Consider the following 17,231-nt stretch of genomic DNA (forward strand, 5'->3'; position numbering starts at 1 on the left):
GCCGTGAGTTCCCGGCACCTCCCGGTCAATGTGCGGGCGTCGCGCGAGAGGGGCGGCCGCGTCCGGCCGGAGCGGGCAGCGTCCCCGCGGCGACGCAGTGGTCCAGGTAGCGGAACAGCAGGTCGCGGTCCAGGGACGGGGAGCCGATGCCGCTGCCCTCCAGGCCGGCGCGGACGTTGTCCGCGCGGACGTGGCCGAGGCGCAGGTCGGGGGCGGCGGCCTGTTCGGCGGAGTCGAGGAAGGCCAGGGTCGTGGCGGCGGCATCGGTCGCACGGGGCAGTTCCTGCCGCCACCGCGCCGGCGGCAGCCGCCGTACCGGATAGCCGTACTCCGCCACCCCGTCGTAGACGTCGGCGAGCCGCATGCGGGGCAGGGTCGCGTGGTTGAAGACGGGACCGGCGGCCCGGCGGCCGGCTCCGAGGCAGAGATGGACGAGGGAGCGGGCCACGAAGTCCACGGGCGTCCAGACCTCGTCCTCGAACAGGTCGGGGACGATCCCGGCGGGGATGCCGGCCCGCAGCACGCTCCAGAGGAAGTCCCGCTCGTTGACGTATCCCGTGCCGGACGGTCCGACCACCCGGCCCAGGCGGTGCACCGTGACCGGCAGACCCCGTTCGGCGGCCTGCTCCAGCAGGCGTTCGGAGGCCCACTTCGACTGCTGGTAGCCGTACCGCAGTCCCTCGTGCGGCGGCAGGAACTCCTCCGGCACCTGCGGACTGCGGCTCGCGGGCGGAGCCACGGACAGGGTGGACACGTAGTGGAGGGGTGTCGTGCGTACGGCGGCCAGGCGCAGCAGGTCGCGGGTGGAGCCGGTGTTGGCGGCGCGCAGGGTGGCGTAGTCGCGCATGATGCTGACCGTCGCCGCGTTGTGGAGGATCGCGTCGCAGGTCGCGGCCAGGTCGCAGAGCACGTCCGGGGTCAGGCCGAAGCCGGGGCGTGCGAGGTCGGCGGGGAGGGCGGTCACACGGTCCCGTGCCCGCTCGCCGAGGGTGATGCCGTGCCGGGCGAGGGCCTGGTGGAGGCGGTCGGTCGCCTCGGCCCGGTCGCGGGCCCGCACCGTGCAGACGACCTCGGCCGTCGCGCCCGCCAGAAGTTCCGCCAGGAGGTGGGCGCCGACGAAACCGGTCGCGCCGGTGAGCAGAACACGACGGGGGGAACCGTCCGGGACGCGGTCGGTGCCGGGCCGGATGCCCGGTTCGAGAGCGGTGTCGGCGAGGAGCGCCGACGGGAGCCCTGCCGGTGCGGAGGGCAGCCGGGAGCCCTCATCGAGGAAGTGTGCCAGTCCGGCGGCGGTGGGGTGCTGGAAGAGCCAGGCGACCTTCACTTCGCGGCCGAGTTCGGTACCGAGCCGGTTGGCCGCCTGGATGACCTGGAGCGACTGCGCGCCCAGGTCGAACACGTCGTCGTGCACGGTGACGGTTCCGGTGCCGAGGATCTGCCGCCAGAGGCCCGCGATCGTCCGCTCCAGGGCGCCACCGGTGGTCGGGGCCCGGAGCTCCGGCGGCTCGCTCAGGGCGGTCCGGTCGATCTTGCCGGAGCCCGTGCGGGGCAGCCGGTCGAGGAGTTCGATCCCGGAAGGGACCAGCGCTGCGGGCAGTCGCGCCCGCAGGTGCTCCCTGACGTCGGACGCGGACGGCGCGGGTGGCTCCGCGACCAGGTGGGCGACCAGACGCCGGGTTCCGTCGGCGTGGGCCCGGCCCACCACGGCGGCCTCCCGGACGCGGGGGTGGGTGAGCAGGGCGCTCTCGACCTCGGCGGGCTGGACCCGGTGACCACTGATCTTGAACTCGTCGTCCGCGCGGCCCAGGAAGCGCAGGTACCCGTCCTCGCCGACACTCACCAGGTCGCCGGTGCGGTAGGCGCGGGGGGCGCCGGGAAGCGCGGCGAGGGGGGCGAAGCGGGAGCTGTCCGGGGGATCGCCGCGGTAACCGCGCGCCAGGGTGTCGCCGAGCAGGTACAGCTCGCCGTCGACGACAGCGGCCCGGGTGCCGGGCAGCGGCAGGCCGATGGGGACGTCGCCGGGTGCGAGCGCGGGGTCGTGCAGGTCGGCGACGGTGGCGACCACGGTGGCCTCGGTGGGACCGTAGGTGTTCAGCAGCGCGACCGAGGTGCCGACGGCCGCGCGCCAGCGGTCGACCCGTTCGGGCAGGGCCGCCTCGCCGCCGATGACGACGGTCCGCACGGTCGCGGGGAGCGCGGCGGTGCGGGTCGAGACGGCGTAGGCCACCTCGTGCCAGTAGGCGGTGGGCAGGTCCAGCACGCTCACACGGAGGCGGGCCGCCTCGTCGAGGAAGCGGGGTACCGACTCAATCATGTCGTCGGTGCGGATCACGAGCGTGCCGCCGGCGCACAGGGTGAGGAACAGCTCCTCCACACTGGTGTCGAAGTGCAGCGGGGCGAACTGCAGGACGCGGTCGCCGCGCCGGATCCCGTAGCGGTGGCCGGCGGCTGCGACGAAATGCGCCAGTGCGCCGTGGCCGATCTCGACACCTTTGGGCCGGCCGGTGGATCCCGAGGTGTGCAGCACGTACGCGGTGTCCGTGGGCTGCGGCGTGGAGGGAGCGGCGGTGCCGCCGGGCCCGGCCGGCCGGTCCAGCAGGAGTACGGCGTGGTCCGGGAAGTCGGCGGTGCGGTCGCCGGTCGTGACCACGAGGGCGGGGGTGGTGCCGGCCAGGAGGCGGGCGGTGCGGTCGGCCGGTGCCTTCGGGTCGAGGGGGCAGTAGGCGGCGCCCGACAGCAGGACGCCCAGCACGGCGGTGACAGCGCCGATGCCACGGGGCAGGGCCACGACCACCACATCGCCACGGCCGACCCCGTGGGCGGCCAGGCGGCGGGCGGTGTCCCGTGCGCCGCCGAGGAGTTCGGCGTACGTGACCGTGGTGTCGGCGTGCTCCACGGCGACAGCCGCACCGCGCCGTGCGGCGTGATCGGCGATCAGGCTCAGCACCGGGCGGACGGGGCCGGGCAGCGGCCCTCCGTCCAGGACCGGCACGGGGGTGGACGTGGACGTGGACGTGGGTGCGGGCGCGGGGCCGGCCGCGAGTTTCCGCAGCGGCAGGTCGGGCGTGGTGACCGCCGTGCCGAGGAGATCGAGCAGTCCTTCCTGGAGAGCGGCCACCTCGCTCGTCGTGTACAGCTCGGGATTGGCGTCCAGGGCGATGCGCAGGCCGGTGCCGTCGGACCGGTCGTAGACGTTGACGGCCAGGTCGTCGACGGGCCCCGCGGACACGTTGTGGACCGTGCTGTGGTGTCCGGCGAACCGCAGGCCGTACTCGAACGGCATGATGTTCACGCCCGGACCGGACAACCGTCGCCGGCCGCCCACCAGCTTCAGGTCGCGACGCAGCTGTTCGTAGCGGTAGCGCTGGTGGGGCAGCCCGGCGCGCAGTTCGCGCGAGACCCCGGCGGTGAGGTCGCGCAGGGTGTCGTCGGAGGTGACGGGCACCCGCAGGGGCAGGATGTTGCGCACCATGGCGGGCACCCGCAGGGACACCGAGCCGAGGCGGCCCATGGCGGGCAGACTCAGGACGATCTCCGGTGAGCCGGTGATCCGGTGCAGACGGGCGGCGGTCACCGCGAGCACGATCTCGGACCAGGTCACCGACAGGTCGTGCGCGACCGCGCGCAGTCGTTCCGTTGTGGCCGGGTCGAGGTCGCTGACGCGGCGGTGAAAGGTGCGGGCGGGCAGGGCCGAGCGGCCGGCGGGGCCGTCCGCCGGCGGACGGTCGGCAAACCGGCCGGTCCAGTAGGCGCGGTCCTTGGCGCGGCGATGGGATCCGCGGTAGGCCAGCTCTTCGGCGCGGACGGATTCCAGGGTGCCGAAACCGCTGTCGGGAACGGGTTCACCGGTCGCGAGTGCCGTGTAGACCTCGGCCACCCGGCGGGCCACGAGGGCGAGGCCGAAGCCGTCGAGGGCGATGTGGTGGACACGGTGGTACCAGAGGTACTGCTCCGGTCCGGTTCTGAGCAAGGCGTGTCCGAAGAGGGGGCCACGGGTGAGGTCGACGGGACGGGCCAGGTCCTGGTCCATCCAGGCGAGGGCCACGGCGTACGGGGCGGGCCCGGCGGTGAGGTCGGCGACGTGGGTGCGCCATTCACCGGCCGGGGTGTCGAGCTGCCAGGGGCGGCCGGTGGCATCGGTGACGAAGGTGGCGTTGAGGGCCTCGGTCTCCGCGACGACGTGGTGCAGGGCCGTGTCGAAGACCGCCGTGTCCACGGGGCCGTCGATGCGCACGTACTCGGCGGTGTTGTAGGCGGGGCTGTCCGCGTCGAGCTGCTGGCCGGTCCAGATCCCTTCCTGGGCGGCCAGCAGCGGGTGCCGCGTGCCTGTCGGTGTGCCTGTCGTTGTACCTACCGGTGTGTCTGCCGACGTACGGGCCGGCGCACGGTCAGGTGTCGGCACGGGCTGCTCCCCTGCGGCGTTCCTCCAGCAGCTGCCACCACTGGGCGAAGGAGGTGCGTTCGGCGAGGTCGACGAAACCCACGTCGACGCCGGCGGCCTGCCAGCGCTCCAGGAGGGTGACGATGCGCAGGGAGTCCAGCCCCGCGTCCAACGGGCTCTCTTCGAGGTCGACCTCGTCGGGCCCCAGGTGGAGGAACTCCGCGAGGTCGGCTCGGAAACTCTCCTGGGTGAGGGGTTCAGGCATGCGGCTTCTCTCTCAAGGACTCGAGGGCTCGAGGGCTCGACGACGGCGAGCGGACGGTGACCGCGTTCCGGGTGCGGAACGTGGGGTGCAGGGTGCAGGGTGCAGGGTGCGGGGCGCGGGGCGCGTCAGTTGACTTTGCGGTCGAAGCCGTCCCAGAAGCGGTCGCGCAGTTCCCGGCGCAGGATCTTGCCGCTGGGGTTGCGCGGGACGCTGTCGACGAACTCGTATCTGGCGGGCAGCTTGAAGCTCGCCAGCCGCGGGACCAGGTGGGTGTGCAGGTCCCGGGGGGTGGGCTCCTGCCCGGGGACGGGGACGACGAAGGCGTGCACGTACTCGCCCCAGCGTTCGTCGGGGGCGCCGACGACGACCGCCTCCGCCACCCCGGGATGGCTTTCCAGGACGTTCTCGACCTCGGCGGGGTAGACGTTCTCGCCGGCCACGAGGACGGTGTCCTTGATGCGGTCGCGGATGAAGACGTAACCGTCCTCGTCGATGCAGCCCGCGTCCCCGGTGTGGATCCAGCCGTCGACGAGGGTCTCCGCGGTCTTCCCGGGCAGTCCCCAGTACTCGACCATGCGGGCGGGCGTGGCCAGGCAGACCTCTCCCACCTCGCCGGGCGGCAGTTCACGCCCTTCGGCGTCGATCACCTTGCCGCGTACGCCGGGGTAGGGACGGCCGGCGGCCCGCATGCGCGGGCCGCCGGGAACGTGGTCGGCGGGCGGCAGGCAGACCGCGGTGTTGCCGGTCTCGGTGAGACCGTAGATCTGGGCGAACTCGCAGTCCAGGACGGCGAGGCTCTGCTCCAGGAGCGCCTCGGAGACCGGGGAGCCGCCGTAGACGATCTTTCGCAGGGTGGTGAAGTCCTGTGCGTCGACGCCGGGTTCGGTCAGCATCATGCGGAGCATGGCGGGTACGACGCAGGCGGTGGTGACGCCCAGGTCCCGGATGAGGTCGACGGCCGTGCGGGCGGCGAAGGCGCGCATCGCCACGACGGTCGTACCCGCGTTGAAGCTCTGGGTGGCCCACCACAGGCCGCCGACGTGGAACCCCGGGATGCCGATCAGGGCGATGTCACCGGTACGCCAGTCGATCCAGTCCAGCCCCTCGCCCGCCAGCGCGTCGCGGATCGCGAAGAAGCTGCGGTGGGCGAGGACGACGCCCTTGGGCAGTCCGGTGGTGCCGCTGGTGTAGAGCTGGGCCACCGGGGTGTCCGGACCGGCCCCGGACTCCGGCTCGGCCTCGGAGTGGCCGGCTGTCCACTCCGCGCAGCCGTCCGCGCCGGCGAGGGCGACGACCGTCTCCGGCGGTGTGCCCCGCAGGGCGTCGACGACGGGGGCGAACTCCTCCTCCAGGAAGAGCAGCCGGGCGCCGGAGTCCTGCAGGATGTGGCTGACCTCGGGTGCGGTGAGCCGCCAGTTGACGGGCACGAGGACGGTGCCGCTCTTGGCGCAGCCGAAGAGGATCTCGTAGTAGTGCTCGGACTCCTTGCCGAGGTAGGCGACCCGGTCGCCCTCGCCCAGTCCGGCGGCGCGCAGGGCGTGGGCGATCCGGTTGCTGCCGCGGTGCAGGGCCCCGTACGAGAGGGTGCGCCCTTCGCAGAGCACGGCGGCCCGGTCGGGCCGGCGCCCGGCGTGGAACCGGGCGCTGTGCACGAGGGTGCGCAGTTCGGGGTGGTGGATGCGGTCGGCCGCCGGCGGCGGTGTCGCCGTGGAGGTCTTCATGGGCGGTCCTCCGGTGATCAGGGGGAGAGACAGGGTGGGATGAGGGTGGGATCAGGAAATGCCGACGAAGGCGAGGGTCACCTCGCCGTCGCAGCGGCCACGGCCGGCGTCCCAGTACCGGTACGACGTCTCGGCGTGCAGGAACGGGCTGCCGCCGCCCGGGGAGCGCCGGGTGACGGACCGGAACCGGATCTCCCCGTGGAAGGAGCGGGGGTCGACCGGGCGGCGGAAATTACCGGTGAAGCGGGCGATGAGGATGTCCGGGAGCTGGTGCCGCCAGAAGTCGTCGGGCGTCCAGGACTCGAAGCCGGTCAGCAGTCCTTCCCGCACGGACTTGGCGACCAGGTAGTACATCATCTGGTTGTAGGCGATGTTGGCCTCGACCGCGTTCAGATGGCCGGTGTCGTCGATGTACCAGGAGTCCGCGACGGCGAACTCGCAGCGCGCCGAGGCGAGTCCGGCCTCCGCTGTGACCCGGGCGCTCCTGAGGTACTTGCAGTGCGCCTTGTAGGGCACGAGTACGCGGGCCAGCAGTTCCCCGTCCGTGGGGTACACGTGTTCCGGCGGGGCCTCGGCGCGGTCGGCGGCGGGCGCGCTCACGCGGCCCGGATCCCGTCGTGCAGCTTGCGCCCGTCGTGGACGGTGACGCGGTAGGAGACGGTCGGCTCCGGGGTGGTTGTGTGCCGGGCGCGGTGGATGAGGCTGCGGTTGTCCCAGACCAGCAGGTCGCCCTTCCCGAAGCCCTGCAGGTGGATGTTGTCGTGCTCGAAGGTTTCGTCGAGCTGGCCCGTGGCGTCGAACAGCCGCTTGAGGAGCTCGTCGTCGAGGGGGTTGCCGTCCGCGTCCTCGATACCGACGGTGAAGCCCTCGCTGATGTACAGGACGGTCTCGCCGGTGAAGGGATGGATGAAGGTGGTGGGTTGGCGGACGGCCGGGGTCCTGGTCTCGACCTCGTCGATGATCTCGGAGATCGGGCGGTAGACGTCATGCGGGCGGATCTTGAAGTACTTGCGGACGGAGTGCTTGCAGAAGGTGCCCCCGATCTCCTCCTTCAGGTCGGCGGGCAGCCTCGCGTACGCACGGCCCATGTCGATGAAGTACGTGCCGCGGTTCTTCTCCGGGACGACCTGCGGATGTATGAGGGTGATGCCGAAGGGGTCGGGCATGAACTGGTAGTCGGCGTGCCAGAACTTGCCGGTCTTCGGGACACCTATCTGCCTGCCGTTCTCCGGGACGTTGGAGGAGACGAACACCTCCGGCACCTCCGGGTGCCGGTACATGGGCTCGTAGTAGGTCTCGGGACGGCCGAGGCGCCGGCCGAGCGCCAGGAACTGCCGGGGTGAGAGGTCCTGGCCCTTGAGGACCGCGATCTTCTTCGTGCGGACGGTCCGCTTGAGCGTGTCGACGTCGGCGTCGGAGGCGGTGGTGTGGTCGAAGCCCTCGACGCTCGCTCCGAGGAACGCGCCGGGCTGATCGGTGATCTTCATGATGTCGCCTTCTGTGTCGGGGTCTGCGTGCCGGGGTCTGCCTGTCGGGGTGGGTCAGACCGTTTCCCCGGCGTCGATCAGCTCCGCGGCGCCGGCCATCGTGAGGGTGGGACGCAGCTCGCTGTCGTGGACGGTGACGCCGAGGTCCCGCTCGATACGGATGCTGATGTCGACCAGGGTCAGCGAGTCGACGTCCAGGTCGGCGAAGGTCGCCTCGGGCGTGAACCGCTCGACCGGGGTGCCGTGGAGTTTCGCGACGATCTCCACCAGTCGGTCGTAGGTGGTGCTCATGACGGGCTGTCCTCTCCGATGCTGTCTGCGCTGTCTGCGCCGTACGGGGCGAGGGGTTCGCGGGGCGGGGCGGGCGGGGGCGGATCCGGCCAGGTCAGCAAGCAGGAGCCCCAGGTCAGTCCGCCGCCGAAGGCGGTGAGCAGGAGCCGGTCGCCGGGGCGGAGCGCGCGCTGGGCGGCGGCGTCGGCGAGGGCGAGCGGGATGGAGGCGGCACCGGTGTTGCCCACCGCGTCGACGTTGGCGACGCAGCGTTCCCGGGGCAGGCCGAGGTCGTCGGCGACGGCGTGCAGGATGCGCAGGTTGGCCTGGTGGGGTACGAAGTGGTCGACGTCGTCGGTCTTCCAGCCGGCGGCGGCCAGGGTCGTGCGGGCGGAGGCGGCCATGCGGGTGACCGCGTGCCGGTAGACCTCGTTGCCGCGCATCGCGAAGTGCCGCTCGGCGCGCGAGGGCTCGGTGTGCGGGAGTTCGGTGCGCGAGGGCTCGGTGCGCGAGGGCTCGGTTTCGGCGGGGCCCCGGCGTGAACCGCCTGCGGCGACCATGATCAGGTCCTCGTGGGTGCCGTCGCTGCCGAGGTCGAAGTGGCCGACCGCACCCGGCTCGTCGGGGTGCCCGGCGCGCAGGACGACGGCTCCGGCGCCGTCTCCGAAGACGATCGCGTTGGCCCGGTCGAGGGGGTCCACGATGGTGGAGTAGGTGTCGGCCCCGATCAGCAGGACCCGCCGTGCGACGCCTGCCGCGATCAGTCCGGCGGCGGTGGCGAGTCCGTAGACGAACCCGGTGCACACCGCGCCGACGTCGAAGGCGGCGGCCCGGTCCAGGCCGAGCCGCGCGGCGACCACGGGTGCGGTCGCCGGGCAGGGCCGGTCCGGGGTCGTGGTGGTGACGATCACCGTGTCGACCGGATCCTCGCCGGCGGACGGCGATTCGCCCAGGACGGGCCTCACGTTGCGCAGGGCGAGCCGCCCCGCTTCGACAGCCAGGTCGGAGGTGGCCTGGCCGGGTTCGGCGACATGCCTGCGGCGGATTCCCGTACGGGTCCGGATCCAGGTGTCGTCGGTGTCCAGCCGTTGGGCGAGTTCGTCGTTCGTGACCACGCGGGGCGGTACCCAGCCGGCCACTGCGCACAGGACAGCGGCGGGAGCCCGCGGGGTCGGGGCGGGTACGGGCACGGCGGTCCTCCTGAGGAGTGGGGTGCGGTACGGATGACGGAGAGGTCGAGGGCACGGGGATTGGAATGGGGGACAGTGGGGACAGTGGGGACCGGGCCGGGGCCGGGCTACACAGGCGCGGCCGCTCTGCGCAGGCCGGACGTCAGCAGCGCGCCGCAGCCGATGCCGGCCGCCGCCGTGAACACCGCGGCCCGGATCCCGCTCAGAAGGGCGCCGTCCGACGGTCCCTGTCCCACACCGCCCGCGAGGGCCACGAGCAGGGCGAGACCCACCGCTCCGCCCACCTGGAGGCTGGTGGAGGCCATTCCCGACGCCACGCCCTGGTCCTCGGGGGCCACACCGGAGGCGGCGACGATCCACATGCCGGTCCACGTGGCGCCCTGCCCGATCCCCAGCAGGACGATCCCGGGAAGCAGCAGCGCGTACGGGCCGCCCGCGGTGAGGGCCAGCCCCAGGGCGGCGGCTCCGGTCGCGCCCAGCGCCATGCCCCCGGCCAGCATGCGGCGCACGCCGGCAACGGCCACGGCCCGCTCACCGAGCTGGGTGCCGACGGCCGTCACGACGGCCGGTACGAGGAAGGCCAGACCGGTCGCGAAGGCGCTGTAGCCGCGCACGGTCTGGTAATAGAGGGTCAGGAAATAGGGAAGTGCGCTGAAGGTCGCGCTGTAGAGGGCGGTGACGGCCATCGCGGCGGTCGGGCCGCGCCGGGCGAACAGCCGTACCGGCACCAGCGGGTCGGGGGAACGCCTCTCGACGACGGCGAAGAGGGCCAGGAAGGCCAGTGACAGTGCGGCACTCGCCAGGGTGAGCGGACTGGTCCAACCGGTCTCGGGTGCGTTGACCAGCAGGAACACCAGCAGGGTGATCCCCGCGGTCGCGGCCAGGGCGCCGGTCACGTCGAACTGCCCGGTGCCGGTCCGCCGGGCGTCCGGGGGGAACAGCTTCCGTCCCGCCCAGGCGATGCCCGCCGCGACGGGGACGTTGACCAGGAACACCGAGGGCCAGCCGAACGCGTCCACCAGGACTCCGCCGAGCAGGGAGCCCAGGCACAGGCCGCCGGCTCCTGCCGCGCCCCATACCGCCAGCGCCCGGTTCCGGGCGGCGCCCTCCGGGTAGATCGTGTTGATCAGGGAGAGGGTGGCCGGGAACAGGAGCGATCCGCCGATGCCCTGGAGGGCCCGGACCGCGACGAGCACCCCGGGGGACTGCGCGAACCCGCCCACCAGTGAGGAACCGGCGTAGACGAGCGCTGCCGCGACGAAGGTCCGGCGGCGGCCGAGCAGGTCCGCCGTCCGTCCGCCCAGCAGCAGGAAGCCTCCCGTCGTCACGACGTAGGCGCTCACCACCCACTGCAGGTCGTGGTCGGCGAAGCCGAGATCGGCGCCTATCCCGGGCAGTGCCACGTAGACGATGTTGTAGTCGAGCGCGATGACCAGCTGGGCCAGGGACAGGACGAGCAGGGAAAGCCGGGCGTGCATGAATCGATCCTTTTACCGAAGGGATTTCAGGTACTCAGTGCTCCCCCATCAGTCGCCGTATCTCCTGGATGAGGACCGTCAGCGCCCGTCGTTCGGGCAGGGTCGTCTCCGGATGCCAGAGGTCCACGAGCAGACAGGTGCGCGGCCGGTCCCCGTCGTTGCGTGCCGCGTGCTCGAAGGAGTAGTCGAAGAGCAGGCAGCGCCCCTCCTGCCAGGAACGGGTCTCCCCCGCCACCGTGAGGCTGCACCCGTCCGGAATGTCGACGGCGAGGTGCAGGTTGATGCTGAAGTTCCACAGATCGCAATGCGGAGCGATCGAGGCCCCGGGCAGCAGTGTGGAGAAATGGGATTCCAGCAGGGGGCAGATCTTCCCGGTGTCGACGGCGAACTCCTCGAGCACCTTGCAGGCGGTCGGCACCGTGTCGGCCGCCTCACCGACCAGGCTTCCGCCGCGGTAGAGATAGAGGGCCTGCCAGTTCTCCTGCCGGGTCAGGTAGTGCTCGTAGTCGGAGAACACCTCCCGCCGGGCCTTCCACGCCGATCCCAGTTCTTCCTTGATGGCCGGATGAGCCGATTCCAGTGCCTCGACGACCGGGGTCAGTTCGGGGTAGGCGTAGGGGTCGTGCCAGGGGATCGGGGACAGTCCGGGCAGGATCCACCTGGCGCCTGTCTGGAGGGGGTGCCGCGGCCCGCCCCCGCCGGGCTCCAGCATCCGCTCCACACGGCTGACCGAGTCCGCTCCGTGGTCTCTTCCGATCGCCGCGAAGGCGTTCTCGATCTCCGGCGTCATACGGCCCTCCTGACTGGTGCCACGACCAGGCGCGGGGCCGGGTCGTCGCACCAGTAGTCGGGCGCGGGACGCGACGGGTTCCCACGAGTTCCGCCGGCTCTCGGGCACACCGGCCGGGAAAAGGATTATGACGGGAAATAGACGGTCATTCGCCCCATTCCCCTCATGGCTGTTATTCACCTTTTCCGGTCATGCCCTGGCGGCCAGTCTCACGGCGCCGGGCCGACAGGTCCGCCCGACCCTCGACCGGGGAGATGAAACGGCGTATGTCCAAAGTCGACACATCAGGCACCTGGACCGCCATCAGCGTGACACCGCCCAGCCTCGAAGGCCTCAACACCAGCCATGTCACCTGGGGCGTTCCCGCGGAAAGCCGCAAGAGCGGGTACGTGTTCACCGGCGGGACCGTGGAGGCCCTGCTGGACGGCACCGAGTTCGCACTCGGGACGATCACGCACCAGAACTACCCGATCACGGGGATATCGACGGGACCGAGCACGCGGTCGTGATCACCGGCTTCAAGCAGAACGGCAGGATCGTCACGAGGTTCGTCAGCCCCGAGAACGGCGCCAACGACGCCGAGCTCGTCGCCGTCCTCTCCCGGACGGGCCGGCCCGACGTGCACATCACCACCGTACGGTTCAAGGGCGAGGTCAAGCGCACCCAGGCCGACGAGTACGTCGAGGTGGTCAACCGGGGCACCGCGCCCGCGGACATCACCGGCTGGGTCCTCGGCGCCGACGACGCCGGACAGGACTTCACCTTCCCGCCGAACACGGTGCTCCGGCCCGGTCAGCGCATCCGCGTCCACACCAACCAGGTCCACCCCGAGTGGGGCGGCCACTCCTACGGCAGCGGACGGCCCATCTGGAACGACCAGAGGGACGCGGCCGAGCTCCGGGACACCCGGGGCAACCTCGTCTCCCGGTACTCCTACGGCTCCGCCGCCACTCCCTGAACCCGCTCCGCCCCGGCCGTCCTCGGCCGGGACCCCGGGCACACGGGTGCGCCGCCGGGGGCGCCGGGCGGCTTCAGGGCAGGTCGTCCGGGTCCGCGCCGGTGTTTTCCACCCCGTCGGTCGGGGACCCCTGGCGTCCGGTGGGCTGCAGGGACTCCTCGGAGGACGTGGGCACGCGGTGCAGGAGACCGTCCTCGTGCTCCCCGTACTGTTGGGTACCCCTGGCCGTACTCCTCAACCGCGACCGTCGGCGGGCACCGCACCAGCCGCGGAGGACTGCTGGACCGGCGGCGGGCGGGGCCCCCGGAGCCTCCCCTGGGGTCACCCCGTGACCGGGGACTCCGCGACGCAGCCGCCGGCGGTCACCAGGCTTTCGGCGCTCTTCTCCTCAAGTACCTCGCCCTTGTAGGTGATCGTGCACGTGACCGCGGCACCCTCGGGGTCCGCGGCGACCGGCATGACCGCCGCGGGCATGATGCCGCGCAGCTCGACCGTCTTCCTCCAGGGCAGCTCAGGCCCGGACACCGACTCGATCTTCGGCTTCATGGCCGTGCCACCGCCGCCGTGGAAGCCGATCGAGTCGACGTTCTTCCCCGTGACCTCGTAGGTGACTTCGTATGTCTCGTCCACCGCCTTGTCGACCTGGTCGACCGCCTCGGAACAGGAGCTGAGGCCGAGCGTGAGGCCGGCGACGGCGGCGGCGCGGACGGCGGCACGGACGGTGCGGTTCATGGATCCCCCCGGATCTTGAAGTCGGACGCGTAGCCAATCGCAAAGGCAGGGCAAAGTCAAAACGTTACGCATCCAACGAAGTAGCAGGTCAGAGAGGTTCGGCAGGAAGTTCCCCTGCAGGGCGGTGCCCCGCGCCTTGTCGACCAGCCGGAAGCGGCCGGTGGGGCCGGTCGGCCCGGCGGCCGCGTACGCGCTGCCGTGGCTGGTGAGCCTGCCGTCGGCGCCGTAGAGCGTGGAGTACCGGCAACTGGCGGTCCCGGCCCAGTCGTCGGCGAACCGGGCGTACCGCTCGACGTGGGGCAGGTTCTCCAGGAGCGGCACCAGTTCCTGGATCAGGGCGTCCGCCTTGGCATGGGTCGGCGTGCCGTACGTCTCCTTCCAGCCGGAGGTGTCGACGGCACCGCCGCGACCGTGACGCGCCGCACCCTGTCCTTCCGGGACGAGGCGAAGGGCCGCTGGGTGACGCCCGCGGGCAAGGTACCTGTATACGTCGGCCGTTCCTCGGCCGACACCGAGTACGCGGGCAGTGTCTCCGTGCGCTGACGGGCCACGGGTCCGTGCCGGCACCGGAGGTGACCGCCGCGAACCCGCGCTGCTGGTTCACGGCGGCCATCTCCGGTGCGGCTTCGGAGGGGTCCGGGGGATGGGGGGATGGGGACGGACGGCGGCTGCGGACAGGCAGTGGGTGGTGTTCCCTCAGCCGCGCCGAAGTTGGGTGATCCGCTGCTGGGCGGCCACCACGGCCCGCGTCAGTTCGACCCGTGCGTTCTCCTGCTTCATGGCCTTGACGAGCAGGGAGCGGTGCTCGGGCAGGAGCACCGCCGAGGAGTCGGGCTCGGGTTCGGGCAGGGCGGTGACGAGGTACTCCTCGACGCGCTCGACGACCTTCGTCAGGTCGGGGCCGATGACCTCCGTGTGGTCGACGACTCCTTTGATCATGTTGGTGATCTGGACGATGTCCTCGAAGTCCCCGATGTGACAGGGCTTCTGGGTGAGGCGGCACTGGGCCTGGTAGAGGTCGGAGAGCCACTGGTCGGGCTTGTCGAGTTCGGCGTTCGCCCGGTCCTTGTGGCGGACCTTCTGGAGCCATGTGAAGACCTGCTGGTGGTGCAGGAGGGTGTATGTCGTGAGGGCGCCCGTGACGAGAGCGGCGACGGTGGTCGCCACCAGGATGCCGGCGCTGGTCCCGATCGCCAGCGTGTTGCTGGTCATCATGCTGTTGGTCCGTTCAGGGAGACGCCGCTGCCCGCACGAGACGGACAGCAGTGTCGGATGGTGGGTCCGGTGTGCCGGGGCGGTGTCAGAGCCCGGCGACGAAGTGGCGCAGTTCGTCGACGCTGTTGACGACGAGCTGCCGGTAGCGGGCTTCGACGATGCCGCCGTGGTAACGCAGGGTCCGGAGCGCGTTCTCCGTGGTGGAGACGGCGATCTGGAGGGCGGCGGCGATGTCCTTCTGACCGATGCCGGAGACGACGGTGCGATGCGGGACTCGGGGATCGGGGACGCCGGTGGTGTCGGCGAGGTGGGCCACGAGCCGGCTGACGCGCTCCAGGGGCGGCCGGGTGACCGTGGCGTAGAGGAGTTCGTCGCTGCGGTTGCGTGCTTCAAGACTGCGCAGCAGGGCGCGCTGGGCCTCCAGCCGCCGGCGGAGCAGTGCGTTGAACGACCGCTCGTCGCACGGGATGGCGACGGTCGCGGTCAGGCACCGGGTGTGCACGGAGGAATCGTCGGGGGTGACGAGTTTCGCCTCGCCCACCACCTGGCCGCGTCCCCTGAACCTCGTGATCCTGGGGGCGCCGCGCCCTTCACCGAGCGGGAAGCGCTCCTGCTGCACGGCGCCGTCCCAGATGATGTAGACGTCCCGGTCGCCCGGTCCCATCGGCAGACTCTCGCCGGGCTTGAAGAAGTGGCCGCGCAGCCCCGCCCGCAGCAGGAGCCGCCAGGTGTCGGGGCGCAGGCCACGCGGAAAGGTACCTTCCGGCAAGCCGGTGTTGTCCTGGAGGTCGATCGGCCGGGCGGTTTCGAGAGTGGGGTGCATCCTCATCCCCCCGCTCCGGCGGCCGTGGTGGAACACGCTCCGGCGTGCACGCCCCGTAAGGAGCGTTCGTGACGGCGTGTCACCAGCAGGGTGCCGCGGTGCCCGCGGCGGGACGGCGGTATGGCGCCGTCGGCAGTGGCGGTTCGCATGAGCTGTCTGAATCCTTGTTCCGTTGTGGTGCGGGGACCCCGCCGAGCGGCGGGGTCCCACGTGGTGGGTCCGTTGTCCTTTCCGGGAGGTGCGGTACCGACCGGGTGGTGTGGCCCGGTCAGGTGATGGTGGTTCTCGACGAGTTCAAGCTACCCCTCCGCAGGAGTGAAGAGCCACTCACGCTTTCGAGCGTCTCCCGGACAATCAAGATCCAGCCGAAACCCCCTCCACAGTGGGGGGTTGTTACAAACGGCACCCGAGGCAGCCCGCACGAACAGGGGTCGTCGCGTCCCCGAAGGATTTACGAGAGCCTTCCCTTAACGCCGATATGCGCGTCCGAAAGGTTTTCCTGCCCCGATCGAAAGGTGACGGGGACTCAAACGGACAGCAAAAACGGGAGGTCCTGAGGCACCACCCTCAGGACCTCCCGGAGAGGTCCGGACCCACCAAGGTTCAGACCACTGCCACGCTAACACCATTGGAGAGCCCGAGGACACTGCCGACCGGTCACTCCAGGCCAGACAACGCCGATCGAACAAAAAGACCCCCCGCCGGAGGGGTTTGTTACGGAGCCGCACTCGATCCGGTCGCCCCCATGAGCCGTTCACCCCGCTCGACGCTTCGCCCCTTTTGCCCGTTCGCAGGTGAAGCGGCCCTGTCGGCACGCCCACGTGACAGCGTTATCACCAACTGACACCGGTCAGGACCAACCAATTTCAGTCAGGTGCAGACATCCACCGTCGGTCGGCTGCACCGGACAGAGTGCAAGCAACAGCCACAGCAGAACAACCGGTCAGCATTCCCGATCATTCACATCACGTGATATGCGAAGAAAAATTCGAGGCAGCACGCCTATGCCAAACACATATTCATCGAACTCTGCAACGGTCGGAATCCCGGCACGAACTCCGCGCGCCGCACACAAGCGCCGCACATGTCGACCGGTGCGCGGATTCGCCGTTCGCGGCCCTGTACACGCTTCTCGCCCCACCGGGCCCGCCACCATCCTCACCGAAAACTTCCGCCACGTCAGCAAAGCTTCGGCACACGCAGGTTGCGGACCGAACGGGATCCGGGGCCGGTGCGCTTCCGGTACGGGCACCGACCGCTCGGGCACGTAGCGTGATCGTCATCCATCAGGCGTACCCCCTTTGGTCACACCCGGCGCACTTCAAACAAAGCTTTCCACTCCGAGCGCCCCATCGCCCGCCCGTCGACCGCCCGACAGTCGTCCGTCGACCGCCCGACAGCCGTCGTCCACCGGTCGTCGTCCGTCACCCGCCCGCCCGCAAGGCGACCCCGAACCACCACACTCCGCACATCCCACGGGCCACGGACCCCCAGCCCACAGGCCGCGGGCCGCGGGCCGCGGGCCACAGACACGCAGGGCACAGGCCCGTGGGCCACAGGCCGTGGCTACCGGCAGTGGGCCACGGACCCGCAGGCCACAAGCCGTGGGCCACGCACCACGGGCCCTCCACCCGATCCCCTCGGACGGGCGGTCGTCGAGCACCCCGTCGATCACGGACCGCCGGGCGCCGTGACAGTGCCGACGGGGTCCGCTCCGAAGCGGGTCCCGTACGGCAACGCCTCCTGCGCCCCGCCGCTGTCGACGGACAGGACGACGGGCCGCCGGCCGCCGGTGTCAGAAGTATTGACAACGATGTCAAGAGCGTGATCTAGTCCGCTTCGATCCAGCCAGGTGCCGCTGATTGCGCTGCGAAGGGGACTCACCGCGATGACCTGCACACCGTCTCCTCCCCGTGCATGA

Annotated in this window: 15 protein-coding genes; 3 read left to right on the forward strand and 12 right to left on the reverse strand. The window is 71.2% G+C overall.

Annotated elements, in window-relative coordinates; all coding sequences use genetic code 11:
- Positions 1–25: 25 nt before the first annotated feature.
- From KM933_RS07705 to KM933_RS07745, 9 genes are all read right to left on the reverse strand, one after another.
- Positions 26–4,312, reverse strand: a complete 4,287-nt coding sequence (locus tag KM933_RS07705; RefSeq protein WP_221349663.1) for a non-ribosomal peptide synthetase — start codon at positions 4,310–4,312, stop codon at positions 26–28.
- A 76-nt stretch (positions 4,313–4,388) separates the two neighbouring features.
- Positions 4,389–4,646 carry a phosphopantetheine-binding protein gene (locus tag KM933_RS07710; RefSeq protein WP_221349520.1) on the reverse strand — a complete coding sequence of 86 codons (258 nt, stop codon included), beginning with the start codon at positions 4,644–4,646 and terminating at the stop codon, positions 4,389–4,391.
- 125 nt (positions 4,647–4,771) lie between these two features.
- Entirely contained in the window at positions 4,772–6,367 is a 1,596-nt protein-coding gene (locus KM933_RS07715) for a fatty acid--CoA ligase (RefSeq protein ID WP_221349522.1), read from the reverse strand.
- 51 nt (positions 6,368–6,418) lie between these two features.
- Positions 6,419–6,967 carry a (2E)-enoyl-ACP glycyltransferase gene (gene scoD / locus KM933_RS07720; protein WP_308013299.1) on the reverse strand — a complete coding sequence of 183 codons (549 nt, stop codon included), beginning with the start codon at positions 6,965–6,967 and terminating at the stop codon, positions 6,419–6,421.
- The gene (gene scoE / locus KM933_RS07725) at positions 6,964–7,854 is read right to left on the reverse strand and encodes a (3R)-3-[(carboxymethyl)amino]fatty acid oxygenase/decarboxylase (RefSeq protein WP_221349524.1); all 891 of its coding nucleotides are present in this window, start codon (positions 7,852–7,854) and stop codon (positions 6,964–6,966) included. Before scoE ends, scoD begins: the two co-directional genes overlap by 4 nt.
- A gap of 54 nt (positions 7,855–7,908) precedes the next feature.
- Positions 7,909–8,145 (reverse strand): acyl carrier protein, encoded by a 237-nt coding sequence (locus KM933_RS07730; protein ID WP_221349526.1) that lies wholly within the window; start codon positions 8,143–8,145, stop codon positions 7,909–7,911.
- Positions 8,142–9,314, reverse strand: a complete 1,173-nt coding sequence (locus tag KM933_RS07735; RefSeq protein WP_221349528.1) for a beta-ketoacyl-ACP synthase 3 — start codon at positions 9,312–9,314, stop codon at positions 8,142–8,144. Before KM933_RS07735 ends, KM933_RS07730 begins: the two co-directional genes overlap by 4 nt.
- 107 nt (positions 9,315–9,421) lie before the next feature.
- Positions 9,422–10,792 carry an MFS transporter gene (locus KM933_RS07740; RefSeq protein ID WP_221349530.1) on the reverse strand — a complete coding sequence of 457 codons (1,371 nt, stop codon included), beginning with the start codon at positions 10,790–10,792 and terminating at the stop codon, positions 9,422–9,424.
- A gap of 34 nt (positions 10,793–10,826) precedes the next feature.
- Positions 10,827–11,582 carry an aspartyl/asparaginyl beta-hydroxylase domain-containing protein gene (locus tag KM933_RS07745; RefSeq protein WP_221349532.1) on the reverse strand — a complete coding sequence of 252 codons (756 nt, stop codon included), beginning with the start codon at positions 11,580–11,582 and terminating at the stop codon, positions 10,827–10,829.
- A 266-nt stretch (positions 11,583–11,848) separates the two neighbouring features.
- Here KM933_RS07745 and KM933_RS07750 point away from each other — a divergent pair, with 266 nt between their 5' ends.
- The gene (locus KM933_RS07750; RefSeq protein ID WP_221349534.1) at positions 11,849–12,091 is read left to right on the forward strand and encodes a choice-of-anchor K domain-containing protein; all 243 of its coding nucleotides are present in this window, start codon (positions 11,849–11,851) and stop codon (positions 12,089–12,091) included.
- Positions 12,088–12,540 (forward strand): lamin tail domain-containing protein, encoded by a 453-nt coding sequence (locus KM933_RS07755; protein ID WP_221349535.1) that lies wholly within the window; start codon positions 12,088–12,090, stop codon positions 12,538–12,540. Before KM933_RS07750 ends, KM933_RS07755 begins: the two co-directional genes overlap by 4 nt.
- A 321-nt stretch (positions 12,541–12,861) precedes the next feature.
- Here the strand turns inward: KM933_RS07755 and KM933_RS39060 are convergent, their stop codons facing one another.
- Positions 12,862–13,272: an MmpS family transport accessory protein gene (locus tag KM933_RS39060; RefSeq protein ID WP_260333231.1), complete on the reverse strand. Its 411-nt coding sequence runs from the start codon at positions 13,270–13,272 to the stop codon at positions 12,862–12,864.
- 351 nt (positions 13,273–13,623) lie between these two features.
- On the opposite strand from KM933_RS39060, the gene KM933_RS39070 reads away from it, so the two are divergent.
- On the forward strand, positions 13,624–13,815 hold the full coding sequence (locus KM933_RS39070; protein ID WP_260333232.1) for a fibronectin type III-like domain-contianing protein: 192 nt from the start codon (positions 13,624–13,626) through the stop codon (positions 13,813–13,815).
- 153 nt (positions 13,816–13,968) lie between these two features.
- Here the strand turns inward: KM933_RS39070 and KM933_RS07765 are convergent, their stop codons facing one another.
- A complete protein-coding gene (locus KM933_RS07765; protein ID WP_221349539.1) occupies positions 13,969–14,487 on the reverse strand; it encodes a hypothetical protein in 519 nt (172 codons plus the stop codon).
- Positions 14,488–14,572: 85 nt separating this feature from the next.
- A complete protein-coding gene (locus KM933_RS07770) occupies positions 14,573–15,310 on the reverse strand; it encodes a Crp/Fnr family transcriptional regulator (RefSeq protein WP_221349541.1) in 738 nt (245 codons plus the stop codon).
- Positions 15,311–17,231 lie beyond the last annotated feature (1,921 nt).

Origin of the sequence: Streptomyces beigongshangae, assembly GCF_019710745.1 — a bacterium.
Lineage (GTDB): Bacteria > Actinomycetota > Actinomycetes > Streptomycetales > Streptomycetaceae > Streptomyces > Streptomyces beigongshangae.